The 20,779-nt window shown below is 60.6% G+C and carries 25 protein-coding genes (1 of these 25 cut by a window edge); 17 read left to right on the top strand and 8 right to left on the bottom strand.

The genetic code is table 11. From position 1 onward, the window contains the following. Positions 1-26 carry the end of a hypothetical protein gene (locus ACYZTK_RS23465; protein WP_462012001.1) on the top strand. Its footprint begins 256 nt before the window's first position, so only the last 26 of its 282 coding nucleotides appear in the window; its start codon lies off the left edge, out of view; it ends in the stop codon at positions 24-26. A gap of 12 nt (positions 27-38) precedes the next feature. Here the strand turns inward: ACYZTK_RS23465 and ACYZTK_RS23460 are convergent, their stop codons facing one another. Next, positions 39-599, bottom strand: coding sequence for a TetR/AcrR family transcriptional regulator (locus ACYZTK_RS23460; protein WP_462014959.1), 561 nt, complete (start codon positions 597-599; stop codon positions 39-41). A gap of 90 nt (positions 600-689) precedes the next feature. On the opposite strand from ACYZTK_RS23460, the gene ACYZTK_RS23455 reads away from it, so the two are divergent. Both ACYZTK_RS23455 and ACYZTK_RS23450 read left to right on the top strand, forming a co-directional pair. Then, a complete protein-coding gene (locus ACYZTK_RS23455; protein WP_462012000.1) occupies positions 690-1,418 on the top strand; it encodes an SDR family oxidoreductase in 729 nt (242 codons plus the stop codon). A 34-nt stretch (positions 1,419-1,452) separates the two neighbouring features. Continuing rightward, positions 1,453-2,043 carry a 2-hydroxychromene-2-carboxylate isomerase gene (locus ACYZTK_RS23450; protein WP_462011999.1) on the top strand — a complete coding sequence of 197 codons (591 nt, stop codon included), beginning with the start codon at positions 1,453-1,455 and terminating at the stop codon, positions 2,041-2,043. A gap of 51 nt (positions 2,044-2,094) precedes the next feature. Here ACYZTK_RS23450 and ACYZTK_RS23445 read toward each other — a convergent pair whose 3' ends face one another. From ACYZTK_RS23445 to ACYZTK_RS23430, 4 genes are all read right to left on the bottom strand, one after another. After that, positions 2,095-3,903 carry an aminopeptidase P family protein gene (locus ACYZTK_RS23445; RefSeq protein WP_462011998.1) on the bottom strand — a complete coding sequence of 603 codons (1,809 nt, stop codon included), beginning with the start codon at positions 3,901-3,903 and terminating at the stop codon, positions 2,095-2,097. A gap of 66 nt (positions 3,904-3,969) precedes the next feature. Further along, positions 3,970-5,127, bottom strand: coding sequence for a cysteine desulfurase family protein (locus tag ACYZTK_RS23440; RefSeq protein WP_462011997.1), 1,158 nt, complete (start codon positions 5,125-5,127; stop codon positions 3,970-3,972). Between the two features lie 204 nt (positions 5,128-5,331). Next, entirely contained in the window at positions 5,332-5,946 is a 615-nt protein-coding gene (locus tag ACYZTK_RS23435) for a LysE family translocator (RefSeq protein WP_462011996.1), read from the bottom strand. Positions 5,947-6,044: 98 nt separating this feature from the next. Beyond that, positions 6,045-6,314, bottom strand: coding sequence for a hypothetical protein (locus ACYZTK_RS23430; RefSeq protein ID WP_462011995.1), 270 nt, complete (start codon positions 6,312-6,314; stop codon positions 6,045-6,047). A gap of 411 nt (positions 6,315-6,725) precedes the next feature. Between ACYZTK_RS23430 and msuE the strand changes: the two genes are divergently transcribed. From msuE to ACYZTK_RS23410, 4 genes are all read left to right on the top strand, one after another. Beyond that, on the top strand, positions 6,726-7,289 hold the full coding sequence (msuE, locus tag ACYZTK_RS23425; RefSeq protein WP_462011994.1) for an FMN reductase: 564 nt from the start codon (positions 6,726-6,728) through the stop codon (positions 7,287-7,289). Between the two features lie 10 nt (positions 7,290-7,299). Beyond that, a complete protein-coding gene (ssuD, locus tag ACYZTK_RS23420; protein ID WP_462011993.1) occupies positions 7,300-8,445 on the top strand; it encodes an FMNH2-dependent alkanesulfonate monooxygenase in 1,146 nt (381 codons plus the stop codon). Between the two features lie 144 nt (positions 8,446-8,589). Further along, the gene (locus ACYZTK_RS23415; RefSeq protein ID WP_462011992.1) at positions 8,590-9,777 is read left to right on the top strand and encodes an acyl-CoA dehydrogenase family protein; all 1,188 of its coding nucleotides are present in this window, start codon (positions 8,590-8,592) and stop codon (positions 9,775-9,777) included. A 24-nt stretch (positions 9,778-9,801) separates the two neighbouring features. Then, the gene (locus ACYZTK_RS23410; RefSeq protein ID WP_462011991.1) at positions 9,802-10,905 is read left to right on the top strand and encodes a sigma-54 interaction domain-containing protein; all 1,104 of its coding nucleotides are present in this window, start codon (positions 9,802-9,804) and stop codon (positions 10,903-10,905) included. Here the strand turns inward: ACYZTK_RS23410 and ACYZTK_RS23405 are convergent. Beyond that, positions 10,902-11,267 (bottom strand): antibiotic biosynthesis monooxygenase, encoded by a 366-nt coding sequence (locus ACYZTK_RS23405; protein ID WP_462011990.1) that lies wholly within the window; start codon positions 11,265-11,267, stop codon positions 10,902-10,904. The two genes, ACYZTK_RS23410 and ACYZTK_RS23405, sit on opposite strands and share 4 nt — an antisense overlap. Before the next feature lie 92 nt (positions 11,268-11,359). On the opposite strand from ACYZTK_RS23405, the gene soxR reads away from it, so the two are divergent. The 10 genes from soxR to ACYZTK_RS23355 all read left to right on the top strand — a co-directional run bounded on the left by soxR (position 11,360) and on the right by ACYZTK_RS23355 (position 18,868). Then, positions 11,360-11,815, top strand: coding sequence for a redox-sensitive transcriptional activator SoxR (gene soxR, locus ACYZTK_RS23400; RefSeq protein ID WP_462011989.1), 456 nt, complete (start codon positions 11,360-11,362; stop codon positions 11,813-11,815). A 261-nt stretch (positions 11,816-12,076) separates the two neighbouring features. Further along, entirely contained in the window at positions 12,077-12,535 is a 459-nt protein-coding gene (locus tag ACYZTK_RS23395) for a VOC family protein (protein ID WP_462011988.1), read from the top strand. Positions 12,536-12,750: 215 nt separating this feature from the next. Next, complete coding sequence (locus ACYZTK_RS23390) at positions 12,751-13,941, top strand: PepSY-associated TM helix domain-containing protein (protein WP_462011987.1); 1,191 nt, start codon at positions 12,751-12,753, stop codon at positions 13,939-13,941. Beyond that, the gene (locus tag ACYZTK_RS23385; RefSeq protein WP_462011986.1) at positions 13,941-14,483 is read left to right on the top strand and encodes a thiamine pyrophosphate-binding protein; all 543 of its coding nucleotides are present in this window, start codon (positions 13,941-13,943) and stop codon (positions 14,481-14,483) included. The genes ACYZTK_RS23390 and ACYZTK_RS23385 overlap by 1 nt, the downstream gene beginning before the upstream one ends. Beyond that, the gene (locus ACYZTK_RS23380) at positions 14,480-14,803 is read left to right on the top strand and encodes a hypothetical protein (RefSeq protein ID WP_462011985.1); all 324 of its coding nucleotides are present in this window, start codon (positions 14,480-14,482) and stop codon (positions 14,801-14,803) included. The genes ACYZTK_RS23385 and ACYZTK_RS23380 overlap by 4 nt, the downstream gene beginning before the upstream one ends. After that, positions 14,800-15,372, top strand: coding sequence for a DUF6162 family protein (locus tag ACYZTK_RS23375; RefSeq protein WP_462011984.1), 573 nt, complete (start codon positions 14,800-14,802; stop codon positions 15,370-15,372). The genes ACYZTK_RS23380 and ACYZTK_RS23375 overlap by 4 nt, the downstream gene beginning before the upstream one ends. 33 nt (positions 15,373-15,405) lie before the next feature. Continuing rightward, entirely contained in the window at positions 15,406-16,329 is a 924-nt protein-coding gene (locus ACYZTK_RS23370; RefSeq protein WP_462011983.1) for a metal ABC transporter substrate-binding protein, read from the top strand. Then, positions 16,326-17,069, top strand: a complete 744-nt coding sequence (locus tag ACYZTK_RS23365) for a metal ABC transporter ATP-binding protein (protein ID WP_462011982.1) — start codon at positions 16,326-16,328, stop codon at positions 17,067-17,069. Before ACYZTK_RS23370 ends, ACYZTK_RS23365 begins: the two co-directional genes overlap by 4 nt. After that, positions 17,069-17,968, top strand: coding sequence for a metal ABC transporter permease (locus ACYZTK_RS23360; RefSeq protein WP_010461179.1), 900 nt, complete (start codon positions 17,069-17,071; stop codon positions 17,966-17,968). The genes ACYZTK_RS23365 and ACYZTK_RS23360 overlap by 1 nt, the downstream gene beginning before the upstream one ends. Then, positions 17,969-18,868, top strand: a complete 900-nt coding sequence (locus tag ACYZTK_RS23355) for a metal ABC transporter substrate-binding protein (protein WP_462011981.1) — start codon at positions 17,969-17,971, stop codon at positions 18,866-18,868. It abuts the gene before it with no gap. A 138-nt stretch (positions 18,869-19,006) separates the two neighbouring features. Here ACYZTK_RS23355 and ACYZTK_RS23350 read toward each other — a convergent pair whose 3' ends face one another. Together ACYZTK_RS23350 and ACYZTK_RS23345 are read right to left on the bottom strand one after the other, a co-directional pair. Next, positions 19,007-19,234 carry an MbtH family protein gene (locus ACYZTK_RS23350; RefSeq protein WP_462011980.1) on the bottom strand — a complete coding sequence of 76 codons (228 nt, stop codon included), beginning with the start codon at positions 19,232-19,234 and terminating at the stop codon, positions 19,007-19,009. Positions 19,235-19,313: 79 nt separating this feature from the next. After that, positions 19,314-20,729, bottom strand: a complete 1,416-nt coding sequence (locus ACYZTK_RS23345; protein WP_462011979.1) for a diaminobutyrate--2-oxoglutarate transaminase — start codon at positions 20,727-20,729, stop codon at positions 19,314-19,316. Positions 20,730-20,779: the final 50 nt, after the last annotated feature.

The raw sequence follows: 20,779 nt of genomic DNA, 5'->3' as shown, positions 1-20,779 counted from the left end.
GCAGCATGATCGTCATCTGCAAGTAAACAACCGACTCGTCAGGCTCGCGGATCAGCGATCTGCCGACGGATCTCGTCGTAGCTGGACTTCAGCACCGTGCGCTGGATGTCCGGTGTAGCCAGCATGCGCGCTACCACCAATGCACCGATGCACTGCGACAGAATTGCCCAGGCAAGGCTGTCGCTCTCCAAAGTCCGCGCCCAGTTTTCCTGCAGCCGGCATATCCAGTCTTCCGCCTGCTGGCGAACAGCGTCATCCGAACGGGCAATTTCGGCGCCCAGTGCGGGTAAAGCGCACCCGGTCTCCGCGCTCTGAACATGGGTCATGCTGAGGTAATGCCTGAGACAGCGATCCAGCTTGTCCAGATCCTGATCCGCTCCCAGCCGCGCCGTGCTCTGCGCCAACTCGCGCTCTACGATTGAAGCGAACAGTTCGTCCTTGGAGGAGAAGTGGCTGTAGAACGCCCCACCGCTTAAACCGATCGCCTTCATCAGGCCATCCACGCCCACAGTGGAAAAACCGGATTTCTTCGCCGACAACGCGCTGGACTGCAGAAGCTTCTCTCTGGTTTCCAGTTTGTGACTGGCCGAATAACGCATTGCCCTGCCCTCCGAATTGATCATCTTGACGCCTGCTGAATCGTAGCATAACGTTCGTTTAGTTAACGATAGTTTACCAAAGGATCCGTCATGAATAACAAGAAGGTCGTACTCGTTGTCGGCGCAGGGGATGCCACTGGTGGCGCCATTGCCAAACGTTTTGCCCAGGAGGGATTTGTTGCCTGCGTGACACGGCGCAGTGCCGATAAGCTCCAGCCCCTGGTGGATGCCATCCTGGCTACCGGCGCCGAGGCCCATGGTTTTGCCTGCGATGCCCGCAAGGAAGAGGATGTGGTTGCTCTGGTGGAACAAATCGAAAGCCAGATCGGCCCGATCGAAGCGTTCGTGTTCAACATCGGCGCGAACGTGCCGTGCAGCATTCTCGAAGAAACCGCGCGCAAGTATTTCAAGATCTGGGAGATGGCCTGTTTTTCAGGTTTTCTCAATGGCCGCGAAGTCGCCAAGCGCATGGTCGAGCGGCGGCGGGGAACGATTCTCTTCACCGGCGCCACTGCCGGACTACGCGGTGCAGCAGGATTCGCAGCGTTCGCTGGAGCTAAACACGGCATCCGCGCCTTGGCCCAGAGCATGGCCAGGGAACTGGGACCGATGAACATTCACGTGGCTCACGTGGTAGTCGACGGCGCAATCGATACCGATTTCATCCGCGACAGCTTTCCCGAGAAATATGCCACCAAGGATCAGGACGGCATCCTCAACCCCGAGCACATCGCCGAAAATTACTGGTACCTGCACAGCCAGCCTCGTGACGCCTGGACCTTCGAACTCGACCTGCGCCCCTGGAACGAACGCTGGTAAGCCCTCCCCCAATAATAAGCAGAGCACATCGATCATGAGCAAAACCGTGGAGTTTTTTTTCGACCTTGGCAGCCCCGCCACTTACCTGGCCTATACACAGCTGCCAAAGATCTGCGAGCAGACCGACAGCCAGTTGATCTACGTTCCCATGTTGCTGGGAGGTGTATTCAAGGCAACGGGCAACGCTTCCCCAGCGACCATTGCCGCCAAGGGTCGCTACATGTTCAAGGATCTGGACCGCTATGCAAAACGTTACGGCGTGCCACTCAGGTTCAATCCGCACTTTCCCATCAACACCCTGATGTTGATGCGCGCGGTAACTGGCATGCAGCTACGCCACCCCGAACGCTTCGAGGCCTTTATCGACTGCCTGTTCCAGGCATTGTGGGTGGAGGGTCGCAGTCTGGATGATCCGGCAACCGTCGCCGCAGTGCTGATGCAACACGGTTTTGATCCGAATGAAGTCATGGCACTGACTGCGGACGAAGAAGTGAAGACTGCGCTCAAGGACAATACCGAGCGAGCGGTGCAAAGAGGAGTGTTCGGGGCACCGAGCATGTTCGTCGGTAATGAGCTGTTCTTTGGCCAGGACCGGCTGGACTTCGTGGCTGAAGCGTTGAGTTGATTGCGGAGATGGAAATGCAGGCGCCGCTTGCGGCGCCTGATCTTTCGAACATCAGATAGCTGCGGTCCGGGTGTTCAACCACTCCAGCGCAGCCCCGTCGAGTAGCGGGCTCAAGCGCTCGCGCACTTCGGCGTGATAGCCGTTGAACCATTGCTTTTCGTCTTCCGTCAGCAGTGCCGGTAGCAGGCAGCGGGTATCGATCGGGCACAGGGTCAATGTTTCGAATTTGAGGAACTCACCAAATTCGCTGCTGCCGGCCTCGCGATTAAGCACCAGGTTCTCGATCCGCACACCCCAGCGGCCCGGGCGATAGGTACCCGGTTCAATGGAGGTGATCATTCCCGGCTGCATCGCAGTTTGCGGTGCGGCCACGGCTTGATAGGCGATCACCTGGGGACCTTCGTGCACGTTCAGGAAGTAACCGACGCCATGGCCAGTACCGTGACCATAATCGACGCGTTCAGCCCAGATCGGCGCCCGAGCGATGGCGTCCAACAGCGGAGAAAGAATGCCCTTGGGAAACTGCGCACGGGACAAGGCGATAACGCCTTTTAGCACCCGCGTGCAATCGCGCTTCTGCTCTTCGGTGGGTGTACCCACTGGCACCATTCGCGTGATGTCGGTTGTGCCGCCCAGGTACTGGCCACCGGAGTCGATCAACAACAGGCCGTCGCCCTCGATCACCGCGTGCTCTTCTTCGGTCGCGTGATAGTGCGGCATTGCGCCATTGGCGTTGAATGCAGCAATAGTGTTGAAACTCAGCGATACATAGTCAGGGCGACGGGTACGTGCGGCCGTCAGGTGCTCGTCAATGGTCAGTTCGGTAATACGCTCACGGCCCCACGCCGACTCCAGCCAGGCGAAGAACTCGCACAGTGCTGCGCCATCCTGCTCCATGGCCTGGCGGATATGCTCGGCATCAGCCAGGCTTTTGCGTGATTTGGCCAGGGTCGTCGGGTTCAGGCCTTCGACCAGCCTCACGTCACTGCTCAGGTTAGCCAGCAAGCCCGCCGTCACCCGCGCGGGATCAACCTGCAGGCTCGTTCCGGCGGGTACCGCACGCAACGCATCAGCGACTTCGCTGTAATCACGCAAAGTCACCCCATCCTGCTCAAGCACCGCGCGCAACTCGGCGCTGACCTTGCTCAACGCCACGAACAAGGTGGCCTGTTGCGGGCCGATCAAGGCGAAGGAAACAAACACCGGGTTGAATGACACGTCACCGCCGCGCAGGTTGAACAACCAGGCAATGTCATCAAGAGTGGCGATGAAATGCCAGTCAGCTGCGCGTTCTTTCATCACCTCGCGCAGTTTGCCGAGTTTTTCTGTGCGGCTGACCGTCGCCTGGGGCGGCAGGTGTTGATAGATCGGTTCATTGGGCAGGGTCGGACGATCACTCCAGACTTCGCTCAGCAGGTCAATGTCGGTACGCAGCCGGGCACCGCGCTCTTCAAGCTTGCTACCGAGCGTGCGCGCAGAGGCGACCGCCATCACCGCGCCGTCTACCGCGACCACACCGCCTTCGGGGGTCTGCTCTGCCAGCCATTCCAGCGGCCCGGGCTGGCCCGGTTGCAACTTGATCAGCTCGATACCGCTGCCTTCGAGTTCCTTGGTCGCCTGCTCCCAATAGCGGCTGTCGGCCCAGACTCCAGCGAAGTCCGGCGTGACGATCAGCGTACCGACCGAACCATGAAAGCCCGACAGCCACTGACGCCCCTGCCAGTAACCCGGCAGGTATTCCGACAGGTGCGGATCCGCCGATGGCACCAGCAGCGCATGAATGCCCTCCCGGCTCATCAGCTCGCGGGTTTGCGCCAGGCGCTGGGGCACTGACCCGTTGATCGAAGGCTGCGTACTCATCATGTCTCCTGCTAATCACGTATTCATTATTGTTGAAGCACTGATTCGAATCGGCGCTTTGAAGCCCTATTGCCAGAATGTCGGAGCACTGGCGCAGGCTGCTTTTATCAGTTCTGCCGCCTGGTCGATGTCCTGCTCGGTGGTGAACCGTCCAAGACTCAAGCGGATAGTGCGACTTGCCGAGCGGGCGTCATGCCCCAAGGCCAGCAGCACATGCGAGGGGGTATTACTGGCGGAATTGCACGCTGAAGTCGCGGAAAACGCGATCGAGTGGCTCAATACCGCTGAATTGAATTCACCCTCGGCGAACGTCAGGCTGAGGGTGTGGGGAATGCGCTGGAGTGGACTGCCGTTAAGGCGCACACCCGGAATGCTGGAGAGATGTTCGAGCAGGCGTTCTCGCAAACCGACGATGATGGTTTTTTCGTCCTCGAACAGCTGCGCCGCCAACTCGAAAGCCACCCCCATGGCGACGATCTGATGAGTCGCCAGAGTGCCCGAGCGCAACCCGCCCTCGTGCCCGCCGCCGTGAATCTGTGCCTGCAGGCGCTGTTGCGCGCGCGGTCCCACATACAGTGCACCGATCCCTTTGGGGCCGTAGATCTTGTGGGCTGAAAATGACATCAAATCCACCGGCAACCGTTCCAGGTCGATGACCACCTTGCCGGCACCCTGCGCCGCATCGACATGAAACAAGACCTCCCGCGCCCGCACGATCTCGCCGATGCCGGCGATATCGTTGACCGTACCCAGTTCGTTGTTGACCAGCATCAGCGAGACCAGAAAGGTGTCCTCGCGCATGGCTTCGCTGACCGCCTGGGGGGTGATCAGGCCATCGGCATCCGGCACCAGGTAAGTCACCGCTATTCCGGCGTCCTGCAGTTGCCGGGCAGTGTCGAGAATCGCCTTGTGCTCGATCTGGCTGGTGATGACATGGCCACCGGCAACGCCACGGGCCTGAGCTACGCCCTTGAGCGCGAGGTTATTCGATTCGGTGGCGCCGGAAGTCCAGACGATCTGTCCGGCCTGGGCACCGATCAGGTCGGCGACTTGCTGACGGGCCTGCTCGACCGATTGCCGGGCCTGCTGGCCGAACGCATGGGAGCTGGACGCGGGGTTACCGAAGTTACCGGTGAAACCCAGGCACTCGACCATTACCTTGATGACCCGCTCATCCACCGGGGTGGTGGCGGCGTAGTCGAAATACAACGGGCGTTTATTCATAAAAGACTCGCAGAGCGGGTTCCGGGATCAGGAGGCTCGTCACTGGAACGATAAAGCGCAGCCTCGTGAGCTGCGTTGATATCCCAGAACGCTAGAAATACCTGATCGGATGCCGTTAAAGAAGAACAACTTCATTTAAAAGTGCGTCGGAACGCTCCTGAAGTCGAGCTTAACAGGCATCGGCCAGCCGGTTGAAGCAATGCATCAGCCAATGCTCTCCAGCAGCAGCGGATAAAGCGAAATCACCAGCAGCGCGGCCATCCCCCAATTGAACAGTCGCAGCCAGCGGCGATCCTTCAATACGTTGCGCAACAGCGTGCCGCACGCGGCCCAGACGCTGACGCTCGGCAGATTGATCACGGCAAATACCGCGGCAATCACGATGACATTGGTGAAATAGCCCTGCATCGGCGTGTAGGTGCTGATGGCGCCGATCGCCATGATCCAGGCCTTGGGATTGACCCATTGAAACGCCGCCGCACCGAGGTAGCTGATCGGCTTTGCCTCACTGTCCTGGGTGTCGGAAACCGGTCCGGAGTGGGCAATTTTCCATGCCAGGTACAACAGGTAGGCCGCGCCGACATACCGTAATACCGTGTAAAGCAATGGATAGGTTTGAAACACCGCGCCCAGACCAAGTCCCACCGCCACGACCAGCAAAAAGAAACCGCAGGTGATGCCAAGCATGTGCGGAATGGTGCGGTTAAAGCCAAAGTTCACCCCCGATGCCAGCAACATAGTGTTGTTCGGGCCAGGAGTGATTGAAGTGACAAGGGCAAATAATGCGAAGCCCAGCAGCAGATCGGGAGAGAGCGTCATCGGAATCGGTCCATCAGGGTCGGTCAGGTATTGACCCTACCGCACGCCACAGCGCAAACCCATGGACAGTTGGGTGAAACTTCGAGCGGTACAGTCTCTCAGCTAGGCCGACCGTGCAGCTGCACAGTCCGCTCAGCGTTCATTTCGCCCTGTTTATCGAAGCTGAAGGTTTTCTGAGGCTGACCGAGCAATTCGGCCTTTTTCGCATGGTATTCGTCAAACGACAGGCTGCGACGATTGAGATCTTCAATGGCCAATTCACGGCTTTCTTCCGCAGTGTAAGGGCGTAGTTCCGGGGAAACATGGCTGGCACATCCGGCGAGTACGGAGACGGCGAGCAGCAGCAAAATGGCGACTGGCAATTTCATGGGGTGGCGTCCTGGCATCTGGGTTCGGGGCAATGACCACAGGCTACTCGCGCCCTTCTCCGGGCAGAAATCAACGCGCTCGATAGTGGGTATCGAGGTTTCGGCACGCGGTGCCAGCCCCCCATGTAAACAGCCTTTTATATTCATTAAAGATCTATAAATATTGTTTAACAGTCTTTTGAGGAATAACAACAAGCCTTTATAACAACCATATTGCTTAACCGCACTGTTGCCTCTGCAACTGTTTGCCAGGCAACAGCGAATCAACAAACAGCCTGCGCAATCGACAGCGATAACCGGCAGATGTGCTGCAACCCCCAGGAAACGGGGCTTCGAGGGATTGGTACAGCTCTTGCTGAAGTCAGTGACTACTCACTGCTCACCGAGCCACTGTTTAAAAAGGAACTGATCATGTCGCGCCCATTAAAAGTCGTTGCCCTCTCCGGTGGTACATGGCGTCCCTCTCGTACCCTGGTACTGACTCAAGCGCTGCTGGCCGAACTGTCCGAACACCTGCTGATCGAGAGCAAAGTGATCGAGCTGGGCGACATTGCCCGGCCACTGGGCGCAGCGTTGTCCCGCCAGGAACTAGGCGCAGAGGTCGAGGCCGAGCTACGGGCCATCGAGAATGCCGACCTGCTGATCGTCGCCACTCCGGTCTTCCGCGGCTCCTACCCCGGCCTGCTCAAGCATCTGTTCGACCTGATTGACCTCAATGCGCTGATCGACACACCGGTGCTGCTGGCTGCCACCGGTGGCAGCGAACGGCATGCCCTGGTACTCGATCACCAGTTGCGGCCGCTGTTCAGTTTCTTCCAGGCCCTGACCTTGCCGATTGGCGTGTACGCCACCGAAGCCGATTTCTCCAACTACCAAATAACCAGTGAGCCCTTGCAGGCCCGCATTCGTCTTGCTGCAGAACGCGCCGCACCGCTGTTCGGCGCGCCCCCCAAAAATCTGCTGAAAATCGCTTAAGGATTACTTCATGGATGTTTTCTGGTTCCTGCCGACCCACGGCGACGGCCACTACCTGGGCACCACCCAGGGTGCGCGTCCGGTCACGCTCAACTACCTCAAGCAAGTGGCCCAGGCCGCTGACAGCCTTGGCTACCACGGGGTGCTGATTCCCACCGGGCGTTCCTGCGAAGACTCCTGGGTGATCGCCTCGGCGCTGGTGCCGTTGACCGAACGCCTGCGCTATCTGGTCGCCATCCGGCCGGGAATTATCTCGCCGACTGTGTCTGCACGTATGGCTGCCACCCTCGATCGCTTGTCTGGCGGGCGCCTGCTGATCAACGTGGTGACCGGTGGCGATCCGGACGAAAACCGCGGCGATGGCAGCTTCCTGGATCACAGTGAACGCTACGAAGTGACCGACGAATTTCTGAAGATCTGGCGTCGCGTGCTGCAAGGCGAATCGGTGGATTTTGAAGGCAAACACCTGCGCGTGCAGAACGCCAAGGCGCTGTATCCACCGGTGCAGAAACCCTACCCTCCACTGTACTTTGGCGGCTCTTCGGATGCGGCCCACGACCTGGCGGCCGAACAGGTCGACGTCTACCTGACCTGGGGCGAGCCACCCGCCGCCGTCGCGGAGAAACTCGCCGATGTTCGCGAGCGTGCTGCGCGCCACGGTCGCACGGTGAAGTTCGGGATTCGCCTGCATGTGATCGTGCGCGAGACAGCCGAGGAAGCCTGGAAAGCCGCCGACAAACTGATCGAGCACATCAGCGACGAAACCATTCAGGCGGCACAGAAATCCTTCTCGCGTTTTGATTCCGAAGGGCAACGGCGCATGGCGGCTTTGCACGATGGGCGCCGGGACAACCTGGAAATCTCCCCCAACCTGTGGGCGGGCGTCGGCCTGGTCCGTGGTGGTGCCGGCACTGCGCTGGTGGGCGACCCGCAGCAAGTGGCCGCGCGGATCAAGGAATACGCCGATCTGGGGATCGAGAGTTTCATTTTCTCCGGTTACCCGCATCTTGAGGAAGCTTATCGCTTCGCCGAGCTGGTGTTCCCGCTGCTGCCGGAGCCCTATGCGAGCCTGGCCGGGCGCGGTGTTACCAACCTCACCGGGCCGTTTGGCGAAATGATCGCCAATGATGTGTTGCCCAGCAAAGCTACTGCCTGAGCCGGCTTCCACCTGTAGGAGCAAAGCTTGCTCGCGATGCGGTATGCACGGTCATCACGACAGACCGGGTCATCGTTCGTCGCGGGCAAGCCTTGCTCCCACAAAGAGTGGGCCAGCCTTGCTGCACACGAATGAGGAACCCCCGTGACTGCCAAGCCACAAAGCGCCCTGTTATCCCCCCTGCAGACTGCCCGGCAACTGGCGGCGCAGTTTGCCGTGACCGCTGTCGAGCGCGATGAACGCGGCGGCACGCCCAAAGCCGAACGTGACGCGCTGCGCGCAAGCGGCCTGCTCGCATTGAGCATCCCCATAGAATACGGCGGCGTCGGCGCGCAGTGGAGTGAAACCCTGGCGATCGTGCGCGAGTTCGCCAAGGTCGACAGCTCGATCGCCCATGTTTTCGGTTTCCACCACCTGATGCTCGCCACCGTGCGCCTGTTCGCCAGGCCTGAACAATGGCAGCCGTGGTTCGAACAAACTGCGCGCAAAAACTGGTTTTGGGGCAACGCCCTCAACCCGCTGGACACTCGCACCGTGGTGCGCAAGCTGGATGGCTGGCGCGAGTTCTCCGGCAAAAAGAGCTTCTGTTCCGGCGCCAGCGACTCGCAAATGCTGATCGCCTCGGCGGTGGATGAAACGGCGGGCGGCAAGCTGTTGATCGCCGCCATCCCCAGCAGCCGCAGCGGCATCACCTTGCACAACGACTGGAACAACATGGGCCAGCGCCAGACCGACAGCGGCAGCGCCACCTTTGAACGGGTTCGGGTGGAAGAGTCGGAATTGCTGCTCGATCCGGGCCCCTTGAGCACGCCGTTTGCCTGCCTGCGCCCATTGATCGCCCAGTTGACATTCACCCACATGTTCCTCGGCATCGCCGAAGGTGCTTTCGCAGAGGCACGGCAATACACCCTCACCGAAACCCGCCCGTGGCACAAATCCCACACCCAGGATGTGAGTCAGGACCCTTATGTGCTGGGTCATTACGGCGAGTTCTGGGTGGCGCTCGAAGGCGTTCGATTGCTGGTAGAGCGTGCCGCCGAGCTGCTCGACAAGGCCTGGGCCAAGGGCCCGAAACTCAGCGCCGAGGAACGCGGGCACCTGGCCATTGCCATCGCCACTGCCAAGGTCGCGGCCACCCGCAACGGCCTGGACCTGTGCAGCCGCCTGTTCGAAGTCACGGGTGCGCGCTCCACCCACGCCTCGCTGCGGCTCGACCGTCATTGGCGCAACCTGCGCACGCAAACCCTGCACGACCCGGTGGATTACAAACTCCATGAGCTGGGTGACTGGGCGCTTAACCAGTCCCTGCCGATTCCGACTTTTTATTCCTAGCCTGCCATTCATGGAGCGAACCCCATGCAACTGCTGACTCTACCGCCTTCGCCCGCGTTGGCCACCTCGATCCGCGCCACTGCGCAGGTGTTCGAAGACCCGAAATCCCAAGCCTTGCTCGCGCATCTGCAGCAGGTGGCGCCGAGTGAGGCCAGCGTGCTGATCATTGGCGAAACTGGCACTGGCAAGGAGCTGGTCGCGCGGCACATCCACAATCTCAGCGCCCGTCGCAATCGCCCGTTCGTGGCGGTGAACTGCGGCGCCTTCTCCGAATCCCTGGTCGAAGCCGAGCTGTTCGGGCACGAGAAAGGTGCGTTCACCGGCGCGCTCAGTGCCAAGGCCGGCTGGTTCGAGGAGGCGGATGGCGGCACCTTGTTTCTCGATGAGATCGGCGATCTGCCGATGGCGATCCAGGTCAAGTTGCTGCGCGTGCTGCAGGAGCGCGAAGTAGTACGCCTGGGCTCGCGCAAGAGCATCCCGATCGATGTGCGAGTGCTCGCGGCGACCAACGTGCAACTGGAGAAAGCCATCAACGCCGGGCACTTTCGCGAGGACCTGTATTACCGCCTCGACGTGGTCAGCCTGGAACTCAGCCCGCTGCGCGATCGTCCCGGCGACATCCTGCCGTTAACCCGGCACTTCGTCGAAGCCTACAGCCAGCGCCTGGGCTACGGCACCATCACGATCAGCAAAGAGGCTGAACTGAAACTGCGCAGCTACAGTTGGCCGGGCAACATTCGCGAACTGGAAAACGTCATCCATCACACCCTGCTGATCTGCCGCAACGGCATCATCGAACGCGATGACCTGCGCCTGTCGAACATGCGCATCGAGCGCCAGGATGATCAGGGCGGCAACTTCGATGATTCACCTGAGGCGTTGCTTGAGCGCGCGTTTCAAAAACTCTTCGAAGAACAGGCCGGAGCGCTGCATGAAAAAGTCGAGGATGCACTGCTGCGCGCTGCCTATCGCTTCAGTCACTACAACCAGGTGCACACTGCCGCACTGCTGGGCCTGAGCCGCAATGTGACGCGCACCCGGCTGATCAAGATCGGCGAACTGGCGGTCAACAAACGCCGGCCCACGGAAAATCTCCAGGGTGAGCGCTTGATGCAGCTGTCCATCTAACCCACCAGATGGCAGTGCAACGCGTTGTCATGGCTGCGTTCCAGACTGTGCAACACCTGGAACGAGCCGAAGGTCACGGTTTTCGCCTGATGAATTCGGATCAACTGCCAGAAATCCTGCGCGCCGCTTTCAAACTGCTGGAACGCCGCCTCTCCGGCCTCCCGCGTCTGCCACTGCAGATAATTCAGCACCCGCCGGCCATCGTCGCTGGCCTGGATGCTGGCACTTAGAAATCCCGCGTAGTCCTGGGCCAGGCGTTCGGTTTGCAGCGACAGCGCCGACACCAGTGCCGGTTGCTGGTGGGGTTCGATCTCGAACTCGATGAGTTGGGTAAAGCTGCGATTTTTCTCTGGCGCCTGCATGAAAAGTCCCCCTCGGTGTAGGCCGGATCTTGCGATCCGAAGACCTGCAGGGTAAAACCTCCAGTTAAGTCAAGGTCAAGGGGATTTTTCAATTGATTACCTCCGAGAACGTCCACCGGGAGCTCACGGTCGGCCAGGTTGCTGCCCGTAGCGGCGTGGCGGTCACCGCGCTGCACTTCTATGAGGCTAAGGGGCTGATCCGGAGCAACCGCAACCAGGGCAACCAGCGTCGGTATCCACGGGAGGTGTTGCGGCGTGTGGCGTTGATCAAGGTGGCGCAACGCCTGGGTATTCCGTTGGCAGAAATTGGTAAAGCGCTGCAATCGCTACCCGATAACCGCGCACCGACGGCGGCCGACTGGAAGGTGTTGTCGGCGCAATGGAGTCGGGATCTGGATGAGCGGATCAAACAGCTGACGCTGCTGCGCGATCGGCTGGATGGATGTATCGGTTGTGGGTGTTTGTCGATGGAGGCTTGTCCGTTGCGTAACTTTGGCGATGTGTTGGGGGATCAGGGGCCTGGGGCGCATTTGCTGGATGAGGATTAGTCGTGGAGTGGCGAGTCTGGACTCGCCTCGGGCTTGTTTAATGACAGTGTGATGAAATATCGGACTTACAGCTGGAATATCAGACGTTTCGGTGTTTGGTGTAGGGCGTTTCTGAGGTTTGGGTGGGGATCTTGCCTGGCAATCTTTTGTGGTGGTTGGATTGGGGTAAAGCGGATCAAAAGATCGCAGCCTTCGGCAGCTCCTACTATATTTATGGGTTCGTGACATTGTTGTTCCACAATAAAACGAGGGAGAACCGCCATGAGCGTCAAACCCATTCCAGAGGGCTATCACAGCATTACGCCGTATCTGGGTATTCAAAAAGCTGCCGAAGCTATCGAGTTCTACAAGAAAGCCTTTGGTGCCGTCGAAGTCATGCGTCTGTCCATGCCGGATGGTGGTATCGGGCATGCCGAGTTGCGCATTGGTGATTGCCCGATAATGTTGGGCACGCCCTGCGAACAGGGGCCGTTGAGTAATCCTGACCAGTCACCCTCGGTGGGGCTGCATCTGTACGTCAACGATGTCGATGCGTCCTACAAGCAAGCCATTGCCGCTGGCGGGACTGTGGTATCCGAGGTCAAGGATCAGTTTTATGGTGACCGATCCGGGACATTGAAGGACCCCTATGGGCATCTGTGGTTTCTGGCCACGCGCAAGGAGGATCTGACCCAGGAACAGATTGAGCAGCGCGCGCAGGAGATGTTCAAGCAGGGATAAGTGCGCGGCCCGCTCCCAAACATGAGTCTCGGGGAAGCGGGCCAATCAACATTTCGAAACATTTCCTTTCAAATGCAGATTCGGGATTTTTGATTCTCATTCGTCTTATATAGATGCAGTCAGCTCGCGTCGGCAAAAGCCACGGGCGACTTTTCATCGACCCCACGCTGGGAAGCCCGCAGCCAGGGCCGTCTCATCGATATAAGACTTAGACCATGTCGAAGAAATCCCGCTCCAAACTCTGGTTCCTGGTCCATAGCTGGCTGGCGCTGCCGATCTGGTTTTTTGTGCTGATCGTCTGCGTCACCGGCACGCTGGCGGTGGTAAGCCAGGAAATCGTGTGGCTGGCCAACCCGCAAATGCGTGCCAGCCAGCCTTCCGATGATGCCCAGCTGCTCAACTACGACCAGATCATGGCCGCGATCAACAAGGCTGAGCCTGACACCCTGGTCGAAAGTATCAGCCGGCCCGACGAGTCGCACTTCGCCCTCGACGTCGAGGTCAGCTACCCGGACGGGCGTTCGGTGACGGTCTACGTCAACCCGTACACCGGCGTGATCCAGGGCACGGCGCCGCAATTCAATTTCAAGGCGTTCACCCGCGCCCTGCATGGCTGGTGGCTGGTGCCGTTCACCAATGGCTACAGCTGGGGCTGGTATCTGGTGTCGTTCCTGAGCCTGCCGCTGCTGGCTTCGCTGATCACCGGGCTGGTGGTCTACAAGAAATTCTGGAAAGGCTTCATGAAGCCGACCCTGCGCATCCGTCACGGCGCGCGGATCTTCTGGGGCGACTTTCACCGGCTCAGCGGCATTTGGTCGATCTGGTTTATCGCGGTGATTTCCGTGACCAGCACCTGGTTCCTGATCGAGGCATTCATGTTCGATAACCAGGTGTCGATTTCCACCGCTCCAGTGGCGTTGGTGGTGCCTCGCGAGAGCGTGCCAATGACTGCCGATGGCTCGCCCGCGCCGATGATCAGCCTGCAGTCCGCGATCGCCGAGGCCAAGGAACGCATTCCCGGGCTGGACGACAGCTTTGTCAGCATGCCCGCCAACGCCTATAGCTACCTGACGGTGGGCGGACGCAGCTGGTACCCGCTGATGTTCCAGACCGCCGACATCAACCCCTATACCGGTGACATCGCGTCCACCCGACTGCTCTCGGATCGCTCCGGGCTCGAATTGGTCACCGAATCCATGCGCCCCCTGCACACCGGCGACTTCGGCGGCCTGTGGATCAAGCTGATCTGGTTCTTCTTCGGCCTGCTGCTGAGCATGATGGTACTCAGCGGCCTGCTGATCTGGACCAAGCGCACCGCCCTGGCTACGGCCAACGCCCTCAAGCGCGAAAGCAAGCGTTCACGGGTGCAGACCGCCACTCGCCACGAAACTACGGAGGTCAGCTGATGAGCCTGCTCGTTGCGGATAAACCGTCGTCGAAACTGAGCCGTTTTTGGCACAAATGGCGCTTCCATATCAACGTCCTGCTGTTGCTGGTGCCCCTGGGTTTCATGCCGAAATACTTCGCCGATGCCGCACTGTTCCGTGGTGACACTGGCCTGGGTGAACGGGAGGCCGGCGAAGTCCAGGTCGGCCCCTGGAGCGTGCGCCTGGCCGAGCTGCGCAATGAAGCGCCGCGACTCGATGGCCCGGCCGGCTACATGAAAAGCTTCAACGCAGCGCTGTGCGACAGCTGCCGTGATCAGGTCAAGGCGACCTACCTGCGCATCGGCAAACCCCGCAGTCTGCGCGCCGCCGGGGTGATTTTCTTCGGCACGCCGTACCGCATGGGCGCGATGTTGCCGATCCCGGAAAAGACCAAGGCCGATGCCGAGCTGTGGATCACCATGGAGGGTTGGGACGGTGCCATGCATCAAGCGTCCATTCCCCTGAGCCAGGCATCCCCCGCCACCGTTGAGTGGCTGACCAAACAAGGAGGCAAACCATGACCTTTCGCCCTCTCAGCCGCCTGCTGCTGGTGCTCTGCGCCGGACTCAGCACCAGCGCCCTGGCCCACAACCCGATGTGCGAATGCAAGGCCGTCGACGCCGAACAGATCGAATGCACCGGCGGTTTTTCCGACGGCAGCGGCGCACCCGGCGTGACCCTGGATGTGATCGGCTACGACGAAACCATTCTGGTGCCCGGCAAGCTTGGAACCGATTCGAAGATGACCTTTAAGAAACCCACCGCCGAATTTTATGTGCTGTTCGATGCAGGCCCTGGCCATGTGGTCGAAATCGACCAGGCGGACATCCAGACCCCATGAGTACGCCCACCCGCCAAATCGTCCGCCCGGCCGGCGCCGGCCATGAAACGCTGTACGTGTTGCTCCTGTGCCTGATGATCCTGGCAGTGGCCGGTTCGGTCGTTGCCTGGCGTTATGAATCCCAGGAAGTGACCACCGTGACCAGCCATCAGCTGGACGCGCGTCGCGACTTGAGCGCTTCAGAACAAGGCATCTATGCCGACCTGCGGGTCACGCTCGACGAGATCCATCTGTTGCGCCAGGAGCAGCAAGCGCTGCCGACCCCGGTGGTGCTCGCGAACGAAGGCTTCGCGCCTTTCGCCCAGGACGCCAGCTCGGTCAGTCGTGGCAGCCATGCCTGGCAGCTGCTTGAGGACCGGGCCTATTTCGGCCAAAGCCAGTCGCCGGAGGTGGCCGGCTCGTTCCTGATGCGCCTGACCGACGGCGACGATGCACCGGACATCTGGCTGCATCGCGGCACCGCCCTCAAGGCGCCCACCGATCTGGCTGACTCCGCGCTGGAAAGCGCCGGCTGGCAGCAAATCGTTGCGCAATTCGATGCCGGCGTCACTCGCCAGCACCGGCACTGACCCCGCCTTTACCCGAGAGAAGACCGCTTTCCCATGCCTATTTCATCTCAACGTTTCATGCGTGTGCTGCTGGCTGGCCTGCTGGCCTGCCTGTTGGCACCCCTGGCCCATGCTGACGAGGCCAAGCGCCTGCGCATCGGTATCACCCTGCATCCGTATTACAGCTACGTGGCCAATATCGTCGGGGACAAGGCCGAAGTGGTGCCGCTGATCCCGGCCGGCTTCAACCCGCATGCCTACGAGCCTCGAGCCGAGGACATCAAGCGCATCAGCGGGCTGGACGTAATAGTGCTCAACGGCGTCGGGCATGACGACTTCGCCGACCGCATGATTGCCGCCAGCGAAACCCCGAACGTGGCAGTGATCGAAGCCAACGAAAACGTGCCATTGCTGGCCGCTACCGGGGTTGCTGCCCGGGGTGCCGGCAAGGTGGTCAATCCGCACACATTTCTGTCGATAAGCGCCTCGATTGCGCAGGTCAACAACATTGCCCGCGAGCTTGGCAAGCTGGACCCGGACAACGCCAAGACCTACACCCAGAACGCCCGCGCCTATGGCAAACGCCTGCGGCAAATGCGCGCCGATGCCCTGGCGAAACTGACTGCGGCACCGAATGCCGAATTGCGAGTGGCGACGGTGCATGCAGCCTATGACTACCTGCTGCGTGAATTTGGCCTGGAAGTGACGGCCGTGGTCGAGCCCGCCCACGGCATCGAGCCAAGCCCGAGCCAGCTGAAAAAAACCATCGACCAGTTGCGTGAACTGGACGTGAAAGTGATCTTCTCCGAGATGGATTTCCCATCCAGCTACGTCGACACCATCCAGCGCGAATCCGGAGTGAAGCTGTATCCGTTGTCGCATATTTCCTACGGCGAATACACCGCCGACAAGTATGAAAAGGAAATGACCGGCAACCTTAACACCGTGGTCCGGGCCATCCAGGAGTCCGGCGCATGACTGTCCAGGAAACGCTGATTGCCCAGAGCGCCGGCCCGACTCTGGATTTCGCCGATGTCGGCCTGACCCTCGGCCGCACCCTGATCCTTGATCAGGTGACCTTCCAGGTCCAGCCCGGCAGCATCCATGCCCTGGTGGGCCCCAATGGTGGCGGCAAGAGTTCGCTGATCAAGACCCTGCTCGGGCAGATGCCCCACCAGGGCCGCCTGACCCTGCAGTGGCCAGGTACGCCGGGGACCATCGGCTACGTGCCGCAGGCGCTGGAATTTGATCGCGGGCTGCCGATGACCGTCGACGACTTCATGGCCGCGATGTGCCAACGCCGTCCGGCATTTCTTGGCTTGAGCAAACATTACGCCGCCGCCATCGGTGAGGCCCTGGAACGAGTGGGCATGCAGGACAAGCGCAAGCGCCGCATGGGCGCACTGTCCGGAGGTGAACGCCAGCGCGTGTTGCTGGCCCAGGGGCTGATTCCGCCGCCGCAGCTGCTGGTACTCGATGAACCGATGTCGGCGCTGGATGAAGCCGGTATCCAGGTGTTCGAGCGACTGCTAGGGGACTGGCGCCGCAGCGGCATTACGGTGCTGTGGATCGAGCATGACCTGGAAGCGGTTGGCCGTCTGGCCGACCGCGTTACCGGGCTCAATCGCCGGGTGCTGTTCGATGCCACGCCCAAGCAGGCACTGACGCCGGAACGCTTGCTGACGCTGTTTTCCACCCATCCACGGAGCGCTGCCTGATGAGTTACGAAGCATTTCGTCTGATGGTCCAGGGCTGGGCCTCTTCGGGTTACCTGCCGGAGGCGCTGGCCTATGGATTTGTGGTCAACGCGCTGCTCGCCGGCTTGCTGATCGGCCCGGTTCTAGGCGGCCTGGGCACTCTGGTGGTGGTCAAGCGTTTCGCGTTTTTCTCCGAAGCAGTCGGTCATGCGGCACTCACCGGCGTGGCCGTCGGCATCCTCCTCGGCGAACCGTACACCGGGCCCTATGGCAGCCTGTTCGGCTACTGCCTGCTGTTCGGCATTCTGCTCAACTACCTGCGCAACCGCACAGGGCTCGCGCCGGATACGCTGATCGGCGTGTTCCTGTCGGTGTCGTTGGCCTTGGGCGCGAGCCTGCTGCTGATCCTGGCCGGCAAGATCAACGTGCATATCCTCGAAAACGTGCTGTTCGGATCGGTGCTCACCGTCAACGGCAATGATCTGCTGGTGCTGGCCATCGTCGGCTCGCTGGTCATGGCCCTGGCATTGCCGCTGTACAACCGCATCATGCTGGCCAGTTTCAATCCGCAGCTGGCAGCAGTGCGCGGGGTGGCGGTGAAGACTCTGGATTACCTGTTCGTGATCCTGGTGACCCTGATTACCGTCGCTGCGGTGAAAGTTATCGGCGCCATTCTGGTCGGCGCCCTACTGGTGATCCCGGCCGCAGCGGCACGCCTGCTCAGCCAATCGCTCAAGGGCTTTTTCTGGTGCTCGGTGCTGATCGCTACGGTCAGCACGCTGTGCGGCATTCTCGCGCCGATTGTCTTCGACCTGCCTATTCCCTCGGGCGCCGCGATCATCCTGGTGGCCGGTATCGCCTTTGCCCTGGCCGCCATTGCCCGTGGCGTCGTTCCAAGTCTCAAAGGGAATATCGGATAAATGAGTTTTTCTCTGCGTCAACTAACCCTGGCCGTCGCTCTGTGCGCACTGGCCAACCCTGTATTCGCGGCTGATAGCGTCAAACCGCTGCGGGTCCTGGCTTCACTGCCAATCACCTATGGCCTGGGGGAAGTCCTGCTCAAGGGCACCGACGTCCAGCTGGAGCGGGCCGCGCCAGCGAATCTGCCCGGCAGCCGGCAGACTGCTTACTTCACCGGCCGAGGCGCCCCGGCGCTGGCCAAGCTGGCGACCGATGCCGATGCCGTGATCGGCGTGCGCTCGTTGTGGGCCGATGATCCGCTCTATCCCATGGCCCGGCGCAGCAACATTCGCGTGGTCGAAGTCGACGCCGCCCGTCCGGTGGATGGCGCCCTACCCGGCATCGCCGTGCAGCCGGACGACAAGCTCGATGGCTTGACCAGCCAGCCGTGGTTTTCCAGCAACAACATGGGGCGCATGGCGGACGTAATGGCTGCGGATCTGGTGCGCCTGGCACCCGCCGCCAAGCCGGTGATCGAGGCCAACCTGGCTACGCTGAAACAGCGCCTGCTGAAGTTCAGCGCCGCCAGCGAAGCGCGACTGGCCGCCGCTGACAATCTCAGCGTGATGAGTTTGAGCGATCACTTTGGTTACCTGATCGGTGGGCTTAACCTGGAACTGGTTGGCCTCGATGTACGGCCGGATGCCGAATGGACTCCAGAGGCGTTGAAGCAACTGGGGGCGAGGCTCAAGGACAATGATGTGGCGGTGGTGTTGCATCACCGTCAGCCGTCGGATGCGCTGAAGGCGGTGATCAGCGAAGCAGGGAGCCGCTTGGTGGTGTTGAGCACTGATGCGGCGGATCCGGTGGCGGAGCTGGAGGGGAATGTGGATTTGGTGATCAAGGGATTGAGCGGCTAGGGGTCTTCCTAAGATCAAGAGATCGCAGCCTCGTTGCACTCGGCAGCTCCTACGGGAAGAGCGAGCTTCACAATCTCCTGTAGGAGCTGTCGAGTGCAACGAGGCTGCGATCTTTTCCAAAGCCCAACCAGCAAATACTCAGTGACCCACAGCTGCCTGCTCTTCCATTTTCTTGCGCAGGCTCAGCGGACGCATATCGGTCCAGGTTTCCTCGATATACACCAGACACTCTTTCTTCAAACCGCTCTTGCCCACGGTGCGCCAGCCTTCAGGTACGGATTTGTAGTCTGGCCAGATCGAGTACTGCTCTTCGTGATTGACCACGACTTGAAAAAGGATGTCTTCGCGGTCGAATACTGACGTCATGCTGTTTCTCCATCGATGTGGGTGGGCTGCACGGCGGTGCAGCCGGTATGTAGAAGGTACGTTCGGGAAGCTGAAAAATTTACAGGCTGGCGGTGGCAGCGGCCATGGCCCGGCCGAAAATCTCGGCCACCCGGTCGATCTCGCTGGCGGTAATTACCAGCGGTGGCAGGAAGCGCACCACACCGCCATGGCGTCCGCCCAACTCCAGGATCAAACCGCGCCTGAGACATTCGCGTTGCACCAATGGAGCCAGGCGCGCGAACACCGGAGGATGCCCCTGGGCGTCCGGCTCGCCGGATGGATCAACCAGTTCAACCCCGAGCATCAGCCCGCGACCGCGAATGTCTCCCAGTTGCGGGAAACAATCGCGCTGCAGGATGCGCAAGTGCTCGCTCAAGCGCTCACCCATGGCGCTGGCGTGCTCGCAGATCTTGTGCTCGATCAGGTAGCGCATCACCGCAGAGCCTGCGGCCATCGCCATCTGATTGCCGCGAAAAGTCCCGGCATGGGCACCTGGCAGCCAGGTGTCGAGCCAGTCCCGATAGACCACCACCGCCAGCGGCAGGCTGCCACCGATGGCTTTGGACATCACCACCACGTCCGGAATGATCCCGGCGTGTTCGAACGCGAACATCTTGCCGGTGCGGGCAAATCCGCTCTGGATCTCGTCGACGATCAGCGCCACGCCGGCCTTCTCAGTGATACGGCGCAAGCCACGCAGCCAGTCGAGATCAGCCGGAATCACCCCACCCTCGCCCTGTACCGCTTCGACAATCACCGCCGCGGGCAACTGCACGCCGGCTTCCGGGTCATTCAGCAGGTTTTCCAGATAACTCAGGTTGACCTTCACCCCTTGCGCGCCGCCTAGCCCGAACGGGCAGCGGTAATCGTAGGGATAGGGCATGAATTGCACCCCGCTACCGAGCAAGGCGGCGATGGGTTTTTTCGGGCCCAGGCTGCCCATCAGGCTCAACGCGCCCTGACTCATGCCGTGGTAGCCCCCTTGAAATGACAACACGGTGCTGCGCCCGGTCGCGGTGCGCACCAACTTCAGCGCTGCCTCCACGGCGTCGGTGCCGGTAGGCCCGCAAAACTGGATTTTCGCTTCAGCGGCCAAGGCCGGTGGCAACAGGCCGAACAGGTCCTGGACGAATTGATCTTTCACCGGGGTGGTCAGGTCCAGGGTGTGCAATGGCAATTCATCGGCCAGCACCTGCTGGATCGCTGCAATGACTACCGCATGGTTATGCCCGAGCGCCAGCGTGCCGGCCCCGGCCAGGCAGTCAATGAAACGGCGACCTTCAACATCTTCGACATGGATACCCTTGGCCCGCTTGAGCGCCAAAGGAATACGCCGCGGATAGCTGCGCGCGTTCGACTCCTGGCGAGCCTGTCGCGCCAGCAGCGGCGACTCGTTGAACTGATAAAGCGTTTCCGCCGGCGCCGGAGCAAACCGCGCCGACTGGTCTTGCACAAGGCTGGTAGCGACTGTCATCTCTCGACCCCTAAAAAGGTATTCCTGTTGAGGAAACGCATCAGCCACCT

It is taken from the genome of Pseudomonas sp. LB3P31 (assembly GCF_054897945.1).
The sequence above is the reverse complement of the archived record's forward strand: the minus strand, read 5'-3'. Positions and strand labels throughout refer to the sequence as shown.

What these genes read in the sequence shown, in the direction of transcription:
- ACYZTK_RS23460 (WP_462014959.1), bottom strand. Translation starts at nt 599, where the DNA reads ATGCGTTATTCGGCCAGTCACAAACTGGAAACCAGAGAGAAGCTTCTG.
- ACYZTK_RS23455 (WP_462012000.1), top strand. Translation starts at nt 690, where the DNA reads ATGAATAACAAGAAGGTCGTACTCGTTGTCGGCGCAGGGGATGCCACT.
- ACYZTK_RS23450 (WP_462011999.1), top strand. Translation starts at nt 1,453, where the DNA reads ATGAGCAAAACCGTGGAGTTTTTTTTCGACCTTGGCAGCCCCGCCACT.
- ACYZTK_RS23445 (WP_462011998.1), bottom strand. Translation starts at nt 3,903, where the DNA reads ATGAGTACGCAGCCTTCGATCAACGGGTCAGTGCCCCAGCGCCTGGCG.
- ACYZTK_RS23440 (WP_462011997.1), bottom strand. Translation starts at nt 5,127, where the DNA reads ATGAATAAACGCCCGTTGTATTTCGACTACGCCGCCACCACCCCGGTG.
- ACYZTK_RS23435 (WP_462011996.1), bottom strand. Translation starts at nt 5,946, where the DNA reads ATGACGCTCTCTCCCGATCTGCTGCTGGGCTTCGCATTATTTGCCCTT.
- ACYZTK_RS23430 (WP_462011995.1), bottom strand. Translation starts at nt 6,314, where the DNA reads ATGAAATTGCCAGTCGCCATTTTGCTGCTGCTCGCCGTCTCCGTACTC.
- msuE (WP_462011994.1), top strand. Translation starts at nt 6,726, where the DNA reads ATGTCGCGCCCATTAAAAGTCGTTGCCCTCTCCGGTGGTACATGGCGT.
- ssuD (WP_462011993.1), top strand. Translation starts at nt 7,300, where the DNA reads ATGGATGTTTTCTGGTTCCTGCCGACCCACGGCGACGGCCACTACCTG.
- ACYZTK_RS23410 (WP_462011991.1), top strand. Translation starts at nt 9,802, where the DNA reads ATGCAACTGCTGACTCTACCGCCTTCGCCCGCGTTGGCCACCTCGATC.
- ACYZTK_RS23405 (WP_462011990.1), bottom strand. Translation starts at nt 11,267, where the DNA reads ATGCAGGCGCCAGAGAAAAATCGCAGCTTTACCCAACTCATCGAGTTC.
- ACYZTK_RS23395 (WP_462011988.1), top strand. Translation starts at nt 12,077, where the DNA reads ATGAGCGTCAAACCCATTCCAGAGGGCTATCACAGCATTACGCCGTAT.
- ACYZTK_RS23390 (WP_462011987.1), top strand. Translation starts at nt 12,751, where the DNA reads ATGTCGAAGAAATCCCGCTCCAAACTCTGGTTCCTGGTCCATAGCTGG.
- ACYZTK_RS23385 (WP_462011986.1), top strand. Translation starts at nt 13,941, where the DNA reads ATGAGCCTGCTCGTTGCGGATAAACCGTCGTCGAAACTGAGCCGTTTT.
- ACYZTK_RS23380 (WP_462011985.1), top strand. Translation starts at nt 14,480, where the DNA reads ATGACCTTTCGCCCTCTCAGCCGCCTGCTGCTGGTGCTCTGCGCCGGA.
- ACYZTK_RS23375 (WP_462011984.1), top strand. Translation starts at nt 14,800, where the DNA reads ATGAGTACGCCCACCCGCCAAATCGTCCGCCCGGCCGGCGCCGGCCAT.
- ACYZTK_RS23370 (WP_462011983.1), top strand. Translation starts at nt 15,406, where the DNA reads ATGCCTATTTCATCTCAACGTTTCATGCGTGTGCTGCTGGCTGGCCTG.
- ACYZTK_RS23365 (WP_462011982.1), top strand. Translation starts at nt 16,326, where the DNA reads ATGACTGTCCAGGAAACGCTGATTGCCCAGAGCGCCGGCCCGACTCTG.
- ACYZTK_RS23360 (WP_010461179.1), top strand. Translation starts at nt 17,069, where the DNA reads ATGAGTTACGAAGCATTTCGTCTGATGGTCCAGGGCTGGGCCTCTTCG.
- ACYZTK_RS23355 (WP_462011981.1), top strand. Translation starts at nt 17,969, where the DNA reads ATGAGTTTTTCTCTGCGTCAACTAACCCTGGCCGTCGCTCTGTGCGCA.
- ACYZTK_RS23350 (WP_462011980.1), bottom strand. Translation starts at nt 19,234, where the DNA reads ATGACGTCAGTATTCGACCGCGAAGACATCCTTTTTCAAGTCGTGGTC.
- ACYZTK_RS23345 (WP_462011979.1), bottom strand. Translation starts at nt 20,729, where the DNA reads ATGACAGTCGCTACCAGCCTTGTGCAAGACCAGTCGGCGCGGTTTGCT.